The organism is Paenibacillus sp. 01T422 (genome assembly GCF_056398785.1).
On sequence record NZ_JBFTQB010000092.1, the window covers coordinates 1 to 11,716 of the forward strand.

An 11,716-nucleotide genomic window follows, 5' to 3' on the forward strand; every position below is an offset into this window, starting at 1 on the left:
GCGTTCGGATTCAGCGGTGACCAGTATTTGAGGCTGATCTTCTCTGCGCCCGTGCTTTTGGGCGTTGAAGCGCTTTCGGTTGTTGTCCCTTGATTCGTACATCCGGTTAGCAAGCTACCTACCAATGTGCAGGTTAGAAGTATACTTGCCTTATGCTTGTTGCTGAATCTGGATGGCTTTTGATTTGGCATGTGAAGTTGATCCTCCCTTTGTGGCCCTGTGTAAGAGCGGTTACACTACTCATCTTAACGAGCCTCTACGGCTTAAGAAATCCTCGAAATCATCGATGCATCACCCAAAACCAACTTTTACTATCAGCGGATTCTTTCGGCATCTCCCATTTGCCATATCCGTCTTCCGTGGATTGACGGCGTTTGCATCCCACTCGTAGAGTGGAATTAGCGGGCATGAAACGCTTACTTTGCTAGAACAGGAGATGGATGTATTATGCGTCAACAACCGAAGCCGAATATCGTTATCATCATGGCGGATCAACTGCGGGCAGATCTCATCACACCACACATCACGCCGAATATTCACAACCTATCACAGGAGAGTGTTCGATTCAACCGGGCATACTGCACGTCTCCGCTCTGTGTGCCTGCCCGAGGCTCCTTCTTCACCGGAAAATATCCGAATGAAACAGGATGCTTAATCAATCCATGGGAGGAAAGCGATGCCGTTCACGGGTATGTGCAGCAAGACACGCCGAATCTCTATCGTCTTCTTGAAAAAGAGTGGGACGGCTGGCATACGGGCAAGCAGCATTTGCTGACGGAGGATCGCCTTGATCAAGCGGAAGGATCTCAGATTCATTGGCTGCCGCTAGAGGGGCGGTATGCTAAGTATTTGAAAGCTGCGGGTAAAAGGGCGCCTGGCGGCGCTGCCTTTCAAGGCATCGTGCCGGAAATGGCGGGCGGCACAACGACCCGGGCCGTGAAGTATTCCATTCCGGCCACCGGCTGTTATGAAGAAGGCTTCGAACACTTCTTTGACGGATTTATTTTGAACGATACGCTAGATGCTCTGCAGAGACGTGATCAGACAAAGCCGCTATTCCTGAGCGCTATGTTCCTCGCCCCTCATCCCCCGCTCGAAATCCCCGAGCCATGGTACTCGATGTTTAAAAAGGAAGACATTCCGCTGCCCCTTAACGTCGGGGAATGGGCGAGCGGCCAATCGCCGCTGCAGCTGTACAATTTGACCGGCGCTGTCGGCAGCCGGTACACGCGGGAGGATTGGCACCGAATCTGGACCGTATACGCGGGGCTTGTCCGGTTGCTGGACGATTGCGTAGGCCGCATCGTTGACGAATTAAAGGCGCAAGGTATCTACGACGACACTTTGCTCATTTTTACCAGTGACCACGGAGAAATGCTTGGCTCCCACTCCCTCTGGCAGAAGATGTGCATGTACGAGGAATCGGTGCGGACGCCGCTATTCTTCAAATTCCCGGCAGCCTCTCAGCTGGAATCGCGAGATGTGGATGCGCTTGTGAGTGCGGTCGATCTTGTGCCGACGATATGCGAATATGCTGAGATCTCGGTGCCTGATGGCGTGGCGGGAGTTTCCCTGCTGCCGCTGATAGAAGGAAAGCAGAACAGCCGTGATCGGATTTTTATCCAATTCGATGGGAATGGGGCACGCGGGAATTTTCAGCGTTGTGTGATCGAAGGCAATCACAAGCTGATCGTGGACATGTTTAAGGATGAAATATACCTTGAATTGTATGATTTGAGTCGCGATCCCCAGGAACGGGATAATCTCGCTTTTCTGCCGGAGCAGCAAGATCGGGTGCTTAATCTGCTGAGCTATCTTCGACAGCATATGAAGGTGACAGGCGATCTACTGGAGCTGCCATGGGATGTGTATGAAGGATTCAGGAAACAGTACGATAAGTATCATCCGTAAGGGAAAGAGACCTCGCTGCGGCGAGGTCTTTTTGGTGCGGGTATTATGCTAGCACTCTGACAAAACAATACTCTGCAACTCTACTAAATTTGTAATTATTTGTATTTTAATCCCTATATGTGTATGATAATGAAAGAATTATAGAAATATTTGGTAGAATCAAAAATGGAGGGAATTGAATGAAACGTTGGATATGCGCACTCGCGGCAATTGCGGTAACCGCCTCGCTAACAGGATGTAATTTTTCTGAGAAGACTAGCGGGACATCAAGAGAAGAAGGATCACTTAAGAAGTTGGGAAAAGACGAGAAGGCAACGATTAAAGTGATGTATTATGACAAAAATTCCTTTTACCAACAGTACGGTAATCTTTTCTTGGCCAAAAATCCGAATATTGATGTTGAAGTCATCTCCAATCAAGGAATTTATGGTCCCAACAAAGATCCTCAGGAGGCGCTTGATACTCTCATCGATGAAGAGAAGCCTGATGTTATCCTTGTTAACGGTACCGGCCAGCTTGAAAAGTTCGTACAAAAAGGACGTCTTTATGCACTCGACGATGTCATTAAGCAGGATAAATTCGATGTTGAGCAAATCCTCCCAGCCTCACTGGAAGCGATCAAACTCAAAGGCGAGGGCAAGTTATATGGACTTTCACCTGACTTCTACAGTCAAGCTCTTTACTATAACAAAGATCTATTCGAGCAGTATGGCATCGAACTTCCGAAAAACAAAATGAGCTGGGAAGATGTCATTAATCTCGCCAAACGATTCCCAACCGATGGTCAAGGAGATCAGCGAATTTATGGATTTTCTTCTAATCCTTACATGCGTGAAGGAATCGCTTATCAATTTATGAACAGTATCGGTACAACATTGGGCCTGAATTTCATTGATCCCGATCAGATGAAGGTGACGATCCAGACAGATGCCTGGATGAAGGCTCTACAGCTTACCGTCGACTCACTGAAATCCGGTGCGGTGTATGTGCCCAAAAATCAAAATACCGACACTAACCCACCAAACATGTACGAGGACTATCTCAAACAAAACTTGTTCGCTATGGGCAAAGTTGCGATGACGATTGATGGCAACTATATGATGCAAAATCTGCAAGAGGTTAAAGACCGTATGAAAGATATGAAACCTATCAATTGGGGTATCGTTACGGTTCCTGTTGATCCCCAAAATCCGGACTTTTCTGCCACTGTTTCTGTAAACAATGTATTCAGTATTAATGCCCAATCGCCTAATACGCGGGCTGCCTGGGAATTCATTAAGTATGTAAACAGTGATGAATTCGCTAGAGTCATGTCCAAATCCACGAACAGCCTGATGACCCGAACCACTTACGCGAAAGAGCGGGACGGCCATAATCTAGAACCCTTTTACCTCCTGAAACCAAATCCAGATAATATTTATAAAGGCTACGAGAAAGTTCCAGGCGGCTTCTACCAGCCATTCAATATGCTTGCCGATCAAGAAATCCAGGCTGTTATTGATGGGAAGAAATCAGCTAACGAGGCGCTTAAGACGATTCAAGATAAGGGGCAAGAACAATTACTGCAAGCTAAACAAGCGGATGATGCACAGAAAGAGGCTCAGTCCAAGCAGAAATAAAATCAAAAACTATTGTCTGATAGATCGCTCCCTCTCGTCTAGGGGGGGCGATCTTTTTTTGATGGAAAAATACTTCCGCATTCGCTCATTCAGAATTATAAATTTTTCTTCAGCATTCCTTCAGATTTTCCTTCGCTTGGTCTAAAGAAATTTACGATACGATGATACCATTGAATCGAAAAAATAAGTGAGGCGATAGCCATGTTGAAAGCGATGCACGAAAAACTCTTGTTTCTTTATAAGTTTGGGCTGGCCCCGAAACAAATCGGCAGTGTAACACCAAGCTCCATTTTTTTAGCAAAAAAAATGCTGGAGGAAGTCCCTTGGCACCAAATTGCTAGTATCGCAGAACTCGGGGCGGGTACGGGAGCGATCACTAAGTATATGGACGAATTATTGCTAAAAAAAACAAAGGTTCTGCTGTTCGAAAAAGACGCCGAAATGCGCAGTCATTTAAGTAACCGTTTTTCAGAATACGGTTGCTTCGAAGATGCGTGCCAGCTCAAACAGGCATTGAAAGTTGCCCAACTCGATGAACTCGATTGTATATTAAGTGGGCTGCCATTCTTCAATTTCCCTGCCCAACAACGCGAGCAGCTTATGCAAGAAATCACCACTGCACTGAAACCGCGCGGTTTGTTTATCGCTTTCCAATACTCGCAGCAAATGCGTAAGCAGCTCAGCCAGAATTTCGAGATTAAGCACATCCATTTTGTACCGCTTAACGTTCCTCCCGCATTTGTCTACGTCTGTAAGAAAAAGGAGACCATCCACCATGAGCTATGAATTGCTAATGTCGTACATCCAGCATTTCGGCTATGCCGCCTTATTTTTCTCTTTATGGTTAGGTATTGTCGGCATGCCGATTCCAGATGAGGTCATTGTCATGACAGGCGGTGCAGTAACGACGAGTGGGTTGCTGCACCCCCTGCCTACTTTCCTTCTCACCTATCTCGGCGTTATTTCCGGATTAACTCTCGGTTACGTGCTTGGTCGTTTGGCTGGAGTTTCCGTGCTGAACAAATTCAGACATAAGCGAGGAATGAACAAATACTTGAAGTTTTCGGAGACACTTATTCAAAAATATGGTAGCTTTGCATTAGGAATTAGTTACTTTTTCCCTGTAATCCGGCATGTAATGCCCTATGTAGTCGGTGCGTCTCGGATGACCTTCAGACGATACGCTTTGTTCTCGTATACAAGCGGCTTCGTATGGACACTTCTATTTTTCCTAACCGGGCGAATTGCTGGCGAGAACGCGTGGACACTAGGCATGTTTTTATATACAAACAGTTTCTACCTTCTATTGGTACTTTTCATTCTCGTTTCCATCTGGATCATATTTCGTTTTGCAAGCAAGTCCATTTCATCAAGGAGGAATCGACATGACGATCCGCATTCTCGTAACCGATGACGATCCAGAAATTCGTGATATCATAAGCATCTATTTGCAAAATGAAGGCTACCGTGTGCAAGAAGCACAGGACGGCATTCAGGCGCTTGAGTGGCTGCGTAAGGAAACGTACGATTTAATTATACTGGACATCATGATGCCACAACTCGATGGTATTTAAACCTGCTTCCAAATTCGGGCCATGTCGAAAATTCCAATCATTATGCTTTCAGCCAAAGGTGAAGATATCGATAAAATCATGGGGCTGACAACAGGAGCTGACGATTACGTTGCAAAACCTTTTAATCCACTGGAGCTTGTCGCAAGAGTAAAAGCACAGCTGCGCCGGCAATCTTTTACGGGTCAAATTGATCCTGACAAAGCATCCCCGAACGGCTTGATCGAAATCGATCGCTTATTCATAGATAAAAACCGCCATCTCGTTAAAGTATCCGGCCAAGATGTTTCCCTAACTCCAATTGAGTTTGCAATATTAGATCTCCTTGCCAGCCGCCGCGGACAGGTATTCAATGTCGAGCAAATTTACCGGAATGTATGGAAAGAGGACAAATTTCTATCTGACAATACCGTGATGGTTCATGTGCGGAATATTCGCGAAAAAATTGAAGAGAACCCTCGCGAGCCCCGTTACATCAAAACGGTTTGGGGAGTGGGATATAAAGTTGATTAAAGACTTCTTCTCCATCTTTAACTGGAAAAAAAGCATCCGTCTACGCTTGTTCGGCTCACTTCTTCTTAGCCTTGCCGTCTCTTTTTTCGTAACCTCGATCATCAATAACATTATGAAATTTCTCATGTCGCTGATTCTCGTACCCCCTATGAATAGCACGGCTTTTTCCTTTGTTAGCCTGATCTTCTTCTTCCTCATATTTTTGTGTTTCTTTTTGCTCATTTTCTTCTTCCTGACGCGTCATTTCATCAGGAAAGTGAGAACGCTTGCCGACGGTCTCATGGTGATCGCCAAGGGGGACTTCAATTACCGGGTCCCCCTGCCGGGCCAAGACGAACTGGGGGAAGTTGCGCAGAACATCAATTACATGGCCGAGCAACTTCAAAGCATGATGAAAAGAGAACGTCAGATCGAGGTATCCAAAATGGAGCTGATCACGCACGTATCCCATGATTTGCGYACACCCTTAACGAGCTTTATCGGCTACCTGAATCTGCTCAAAAGTGACGACTACCATAACCTCGACGAACATAAACGGTATATCCATAACGCCTTTAACAAGACCCAACAAATGAAAAAACTTATCGACGATCTGTTCGAGTATACCCGCCTTACCAGTGGCGAGGCCAATCTCACCTTCCAGGAGATCGACCTTAACAGCCTCTATTAGCCCATGTCGATGTCGAAAAACTTGTGCGAGCGATTGATAATCTGCTCATGAATGCGCTCAAGTTTTCCTTGAAACCCAGCGAAATTACCGTTCGGCTTGTTGAGGACGACTATTTCATTGTGTTTACTGTTGAGAATTGGGGGAATCCGATAGATATCGAGCAAGAAAAACGCCTATTCGAGCGTTTTTATAAAGCAGAACTGTCCAGGCGCGATCGCGACATGCCTTCGGGCGCAGGACTTGGACTGTCGATTGCGAACTATATCGTGGAGCTACATGGAGGAAATATCGGTCTGAAGCATATGAATGGGTATTTCACCTTTTTTATCGAGCTACCGAAAATAGCATCAATAACTCTGTGAGTCTACTAAAACCTCCGTATCCCAATCGACTCTGTAGGATCCGTTAGCCAGACAAGGGTGTCCTAAAGCCAATTCCATAGCTTTTGGGACACCCTTCTAGTTTCATTGCGTGTTATTCAGCCCAGGAACTCCCCCGGATGTCGGCGCTTAAGCTCAGGAATCGCATACGCTCTCCCCGTCTGCTCCAACCAGTTGACGTAACTCGCCAGATGACCCTTAGCGTGGTAAGGACCACCTTCCTTCATTACCGTCCATAGAGGATCGTTATCGAATTCCATCGAATTCATCATTTCATCATGCCATTCATTTAGGTAGTACACCGCATCTTTGCAAAGACTGCGCTCAGTCTGTGCAAGATTGTGCTGCTCGTGCGGATCTTCCTTCAAATTGAAGAGCATTTCCTTATCATACAAATGATAGCCGTCATGATATGTCCTCACGTACAGATAATCACCGAAGCGCACACTTCGCTGGCACACATGCGCGCATTGCGATACCACCAAATAGTCTCGCCCGCAGGCGTCACCTGTTTGCAGCGCAGCAGCATAGCTGGTGCCGTCCCACGATGGAGCTGGTGACTTGCCCAGCAGCTCGGCTATCGTCGGCAAAAGATCAAGATGATAGTGCAGCCCCTCATCCAAATGGTTCTTCATCATACCCGGCCAGCGGATAATCATCGGGATTCGGCAGGTGCCTTGATCAGCGGTTCCGTGCTCTCCGTAGATCCCAAGTTCACCCATATTCTCACCGTGGTCGGCAGTAATGATCACGATAAGCTCCTCCATCACTCCCTGACGCTCCAGCTCACTAAATAACAGGCCGATATGATCGTCCATATGGCGAATGCCGCAATCGTAACCGTCAATGACACGGCGCAATCCCTCGCGGTCAGTGAAATCTCCAGGATGGCGCGGGAATTTCGGGTTCGTTTTATTATCAAACATGCTGATCTCACGGGCGCTATGCGGGCCAACCTTACGTGTGGTATGTTCCTTCAGCACCTCATCTGTTATCCACTCGGGCAGCGGGTCGTTGGCGAACGGATTGCCGAACTCCTCCGGTGCGCGGTATGGGGTATGCGGATCCCAATAGTTCACATATAGGAACCAATCATCCTGTTTCGCATTTTGCTGAATCCAGTTCAAAACAAGCGGAGTGACCTCCTCAGCGGATTCCATGCCGCCTTTTCCAGTATTATGAATTTCGTTGAACCCGGCGTAGAATGTCCAAGCAGAGTGTCTCTCTCCGAAAGGACTAATGAGCGCCGTTTTCATACCAGCAGAGCGAAATAGGGCCGGGAAACATTCGCTCGTTAAGCGGCTGCGGAACTGACGATCCTCTCCTTCATGGCGAACGTCAGCAGCTGTACCGCCGTGTCCGACAACTCCGTTATGGATGCCTAACCGTCCGGTCATCAGCGCTGTTCGCGAAGGAAAGCAGGGAGCATCTGAAGTATAATAATTTGAAAATCTGACACCCTCATCCGCCATTTTATCGATGTTTGGCGACGTATTTCGCTGGTAGCCGTAGCACCCCAAATGATCGGGTCTGGTGGAGTCCAAATCAAGCAACAATATTCTCATCTCTTTAACTCTCCTTGTCGTATAATTTAAGATCGCGCAGGGGCTGCTTAACCTTTAACAGCACCCGCGATTCCGTCAACAAAATAACGCTGCAGAAGCAAGAATATGACAATGATCGGTACGATCGCGATTGTACCTCCCGCTGCAATCCCAGTCCAATCCACAATGTTTTCGCCACGCAGCGCGTACAAGCCCACGGCGAGTGGCCGGATTGCCGGATTACTTAAGGTAAGAATCAACGGCAGCAAGAAGGAGTTCCAAGTCCAAATAAACTGCATAATAATCGCGCTCCCAACAATCGGTTTGGCAAGTGGCAGCATAATCTGTGTGAAGGTCCGGAGAAAGCCACTGCCATCAATGATCGCCGAATCTTCTACCTCCTTCGGGATTTGGCGGAAGAAACCAGCGAATAACAAAACAAATACAAGGTGACTACCCCCGGATTCGGCCAAGATGACGCCAGCAAGTGAATTCATTAATCCGAGGTTTTTGATCAATTCAAAAATTGGAATAATGGCAAACTCCAGCGGAACAAAGATACTCGCTGCAAACAGGGCTACGATCACTTTCTTCCCGATAAACGCATAACGTCCGATCACGTAACCGCATGTAGCGGTAACAAACAGAACGATTATAGTGACGAAGAAGACGATCAGGATCGAATTCATGAAATATTGTTCAAAATGTCCCTCTTTCCACGCCCTCGAGTAGTTTGAAACGTCAATGGAGGAAGGAAGTAGACTCAAACCCTTGGTAAAGAACTCATCCTTTGTTTTGAATGACGCCGAAATCATCCAAAGAAACGGATATACCCAAATGAATGCCAGACAAACAAGAACAGCATGAAGGCAAATATGTGCAGCGGATTGAAAAGTCGACTTTGCAGTTGTGTCACTCATCACGCTCACTCCTCTCCCGGCTTCTTGAATCTGCGGCTAATTATTGTCTGAATGACTGCGATAACGACAATGGTGAAGGCAAAGAACATGCCAGCGGCAGAAGCATAACCAAGTCTCGGCAAACCGAGTTCACTTGAAAAAGCGTAACGGTAAATATACGTCGAAACGACATCGGTAGCAAAAAACGGGCCCCCGTCCGTCATCGTTTTAATCAAATCGAACACCTTCAGCGCACCGGCTATATTAAGTAGCAATATGACCGCACCAATCGGTAGGATCAGGGGGAGGGTTATATGAAAGAACGTCCTCACATGATTCGCCCCATCTACGCGGGCAGCCTCGTATAGCTCGCGTGGCACACTCTGCAAACCGGCCAACCAGTACACCATGTTAATGCCAAGATTTTTCCAAACATAAATAATAATGACTGTGGACATCGCCCACTTGGCGTCCGTTAGCCAATTAATAGGCTCCCCGATAAGATGCAGCTTCAACAGTAGAAAATTGACGGCACCGTCTGCCCCCCAGATATACACCATAATAATCCCGATGATAGATGCCGTCGTCACAACGGGTAGAAAGACAAGTGTCCGATACCCGCTAGCAAAGCGCAGTTTGGGATTGTTCAACATAACAGCGATCAGGAGGGAAATCACCATCTGCAGCGGAACAGCTCCTAACATAAACTTGAAGCTGCCCGCGTATGCCCCCCAGAAATAAGTGTCCGTCATTACTTCCTTAAAGTTTTGCAAACCGACGAATGTCTTCGCGCTAAGCCCGGACCAATCGAGGAGTGAGTAGTACCAACCAATTATGATCGGCCAGCCGATGAACATTCCATATAAGATCAGGTTGGGTGCCATAAATAGCCAGCACCACAGGTGTATTTTATAACGTAGCACCTTTCGCTTACGTGTTCGTACAGCAACCCCCGCTGTGGGCAGTACCATACACATCCTCCTTCGCCGTCAAGCTCAGAATGAAGCAGACTTTCGCCTGTCGTGCTTTCTCTTTATTTTTTCAACGACTTGTAGTCGTCAATGCTGTAGCTTTTCATAGCATCCCAGTTCGGGAACTCGAAGTCCTTGGCTTCGATCTTAGCTCCCTTCTTCTGTGCCGCATCAATCGCCGACGTCCAAGCTTTATCCAACTGCTTGGAAAGATCGCTCAGCTTGTTCGGCTCATCCTTAACTGCACCTGCCACAACCCCTGCGAGCAGCTCACCTAGATTCGGATGAACGTCCTTGAACTCGGCGAAAACATCAGCAGCTGCCCCGTTCAAGATAGCCGGATCGGGAATGATGCGTCCGTATTCCATGCAAATGTCATAATACTGTTTTAGCTGTGCAGCTTTTGCATACTTCTCGTTAACCCCTTTGATCGGAGAGAACGAGTCGCCTGATTCCACCTTCTTCGGTTGGAACCAATCGCTAACATAGTATTCCTTCAAGTAGAGCACCGCTTCTTTCTGATGTTTGGACTTGGCGGACAGACCGAGCCATGCCCCTGAGTTGGTCATCGGAATTGATCCCTTCCTTCCACTATCCGGTACAGGTGGCGGCATTACCCCGTAATCGAGATCCGGGTTATCCTTATTCCAAACACCGATATTCCAGGCTCCTTGGACGATGAATCCAGCCTGCCCTTGGGCAAATAATGCTCTTGCCTCCGGTGCGGTAAGGCTCATCGTTTTCGGATGATAGCTGCCATCCAACGTCATGCCCTTAAATAAATCGAATACATCAAGCACCGGTTTTGAGTCGTAGGTTGTTTTTTTGGTAACGAGGCTGATAGGGGAATTGGCATTCAAACCGCTACCGCCGAGCGAGGACCACTCCTGAACGGTAGACAACCAGCGGTTGGTCTGCTTGCCGCCTTCTATAATCCCGTAATATTTCCCTTTTCCCGCTTTCGTTATTTTCTGGGCTGCATCACGAAATTCGCTGTACGTCTTTGGCGGATTAGCTGGATCGAGCCCCGCTTCACTAAACAGCTTCTTGTTATAAAATACTAACGTGCCTGGCAAAGATAACGCCTCTGGAGTGGAGTATATCTTGCCTCCAACCATTGTAGTACCTTCCAGAAACGTACCGTCGACAAACATGTTCTTGAAGCTATCATCGATATATGGATCAAGCGGCTGGTACCATCCGTCCTTGACGAGTGTGGCGATCTTCATGCCTGACGGAACCGGGAACAGGTCGGGTGCATCATCTGATTTGACGGCCGTCAAAATGGTGTTTTTGAATTGGTCGATCGTAAGCTGCGTGTATTCAATCTTGATGTTGGGGTATTTCTCCATGAACTTCTTGTGGAAATCCTCACGAATGGCCTTTGTACTATCGCTCCAATCCATAACACGAAGCGTGACTTGCTGTTGTGCTCCACTTGGCTGGTCGGCTGGCTTCGCAGACTGTGCGGTATTGATCGGCTGTTTGGATTCTCCGGCTGAGCCTGGTGATGTGCACGCTGTGAGCGACATTACCATCATGGCGGCTGCGGTGACGTACAAGGTTTGGCGGGTTAATTGCTTCAAGAATAATAACCTCCCCTTCATTAACTATTTTTCTTCCGGAGCAATCATGAAA

General features: G+C 47.3%; 11 protein-coding genes and 1 pseudogene. 7 read left to right on the plus strand and 5 right to left on the minus strand.

All coding sequences use genetic code 11. The annotated features are described in order from the left end of the window. Positions 1 to 191, minus strand: a 191-nt coding sequence (locus tag AC1DUA_RS07455; RefSeq protein ID WP_477499128.1) for a hypothetical protein, incomplete at its 3' end; no start/stop codon positions are given. A gap of 256 nt (positions 192 to 447) precedes the next feature. On the opposite strand from AC1DUA_RS07455, the gene AC1DUA_RS07460 reads away from it, so the two are divergent. The 7 genes and pseudogenes from AC1DUA_RS07460 (at position 448) to AC1DUA_RS07490 (ending at position 6,646) form a co-directional block, all read left to right on the plus strand. Further along, a complete protein-coding gene (locus AC1DUA_RS07460) occupies positions 448 to 1,911 on the plus strand; it encodes a sulfatase family protein (protein ID WP_477499129.1) in 1,464 nt (487 codons plus the stop codon). 179 nt (positions 1,912 to 2,090) lie between these two features. Continuing rightward, on the plus strand, positions 2,091 to 3,530 hold the full coding sequence (locus tag AC1DUA_RS07465; RefSeq protein ID WP_477499130.1) for an ABC transporter substrate-binding protein: 1,440 nt from the start codon (positions 2,091 to 2,093) through the stop codon (positions 3,528 to 3,530). A gap of 201 nt (positions 3,531 to 3,731) precedes the next feature. Further along, positions 3,732 to 4,316 carry a class I SAM-dependent methyltransferase gene (locus AC1DUA_RS07470; protein WP_477499131.1) on the plus strand — a complete coding sequence of 195 codons (585 nt, stop codon included), beginning with the start codon at positions 3,732 to 3,734 and terminating at the stop codon, positions 4,314 to 4,316. Further along, complete coding sequence (locus AC1DUA_RS07475) at positions 4,306 to 4,944, plus strand: DedA family protein (protein WP_477499132.1); 639 nt, start codon at positions 4,306 to 4,308, stop codon at positions 4,942 to 4,944. Before AC1DUA_RS07470 ends, AC1DUA_RS07475 begins: the two co-directional genes overlap by 11 nt. Further along, positions 4,916 to 5,614: pseudogene (locus AC1DUA_RS07480) on the plus strand (response regulator transcription factor). The gene AC1DUA_RS07475 and the pseudogene AC1DUA_RS07480 overlap by 29 nt, the downstream one beginning before the upstream one ends. Next, positions 5,607 to 6,284 carry a sensor histidine kinase gene (locus tag AC1DUA_RS07485; protein WP_477499133.1) on the plus strand — a complete coding sequence of 226 codons (678 nt, stop codon included), beginning with the start codon at positions 5,607 to 5,609 and terminating at the stop codon, positions 6,282 to 6,284. Before AC1DUA_RS07480 ends, AC1DUA_RS07485 begins: the two are co-directional and overlap by 8 nt. A gap of 23 nt (positions 6,285 to 6,307) precedes the next feature. Then, a complete protein-coding gene (locus tag AC1DUA_RS07490; RefSeq protein WP_477499134.1) occupies positions 6,308 to 6,646 on the plus strand; it encodes a sensor histidine kinase in 339 nt (112 codons plus the stop codon). 116 nt (positions 6,647 to 6,762) lie between these two features. On the opposite strand, the gene AC1DUA_RS07495 is transcribed toward AC1DUA_RS07490, so the two are convergent. From AC1DUA_RS07495 to AC1DUA_RS07510, 4 genes are all read right to left on the minus strand, one after another. Further along, positions 6,763 to 8,229, minus strand: a complete 1,467-nt coding sequence (locus AC1DUA_RS07495) for a sulfatase family protein (RefSeq protein ID WP_477499135.1) — start codon at positions 8,227 to 8,229, stop codon at positions 6,763 to 6,765. A 47-nt stretch (positions 8,230 to 8,276) separates the two neighbouring features. After that, positions 8,277 to 9,128: a carbohydrate ABC transporter permease gene (locus AC1DUA_RS07500; RefSeq protein WP_477499136.1), complete on the minus strand. Its 852-nt coding sequence runs from the start codon at positions 9,126 to 9,128 to the stop codon at positions 8,277 to 8,279. Between the two features lie 5 nt (positions 9,129 to 9,133). After that, entirely contained in the window at positions 9,134 to 10,078 is a 945-nt protein-coding gene (locus AC1DUA_RS07505; protein WP_477499137.1) for a carbohydrate ABC transporter permease, read from the minus strand. Positions 10,079 to 10,140: 62 nt separating this feature from the next. After that, complete coding sequence (locus AC1DUA_RS07510) at positions 10,141 to 11,664, minus strand: ABC transporter substrate-binding protein (protein WP_477499138.1); 1,524 nt, start codon at positions 11,662 to 11,664, stop codon at positions 10,141 to 10,143. Positions 11,665 to 11,716 lie beyond the last annotated feature (52 nt).

What these genes read in the sequence shown, in the direction of transcription:
- AC1DUA_RS07460 (WP_477499129.1), top strand. Translation starts at nt 448, where the DNA reads ATGCGTCAACAACCGAAGCCGAATATCGTTATCATCATGGCGGATCAA.
- AC1DUA_RS07465 (WP_477499130.1), top strand. Translation starts at nt 2,091, where the DNA reads ATGAAACGTTGGATATGCGCACTCGCGGCAATTGCGGTAACCGCCTCG.
- AC1DUA_RS07470 (WP_477499131.1), top strand. Translation starts at nt 3,732, where the DNA reads ATGTTGAAAGCGATGCACGAAAAACTCTTGTTTCTTTATAAGTTTGGG.
- AC1DUA_RS07475 (WP_477499132.1), top strand. Translation starts at nt 4,306, where the DNA reads ATGAGCTATGAATTGCTAATGTCGTACATCCAGCATTTCGGCTATGCC.
- AC1DUA_RS07495 (WP_477499135.1), bottom strand. Translation starts at nt 8,229, where the DNA reads ATGAGAATATTGTTGCTTGATTTGGACTCCACCAGACCCGATCATTTG.
- AC1DUA_RS07500 (WP_477499136.1), bottom strand. Translation starts at nt 9,128, where the DNA reads ATGAGTGACACAACTGCAAAGTCGACTTTTCAATCCGCTGCACATATT.
- AC1DUA_RS07505 (WP_477499137.1), bottom strand. Translation starts at nt 10,078, where the DNA reads ATGGTACTGCCCACAGCGGGGGTTGCTGTACGAACACGTAAGCGAAAG.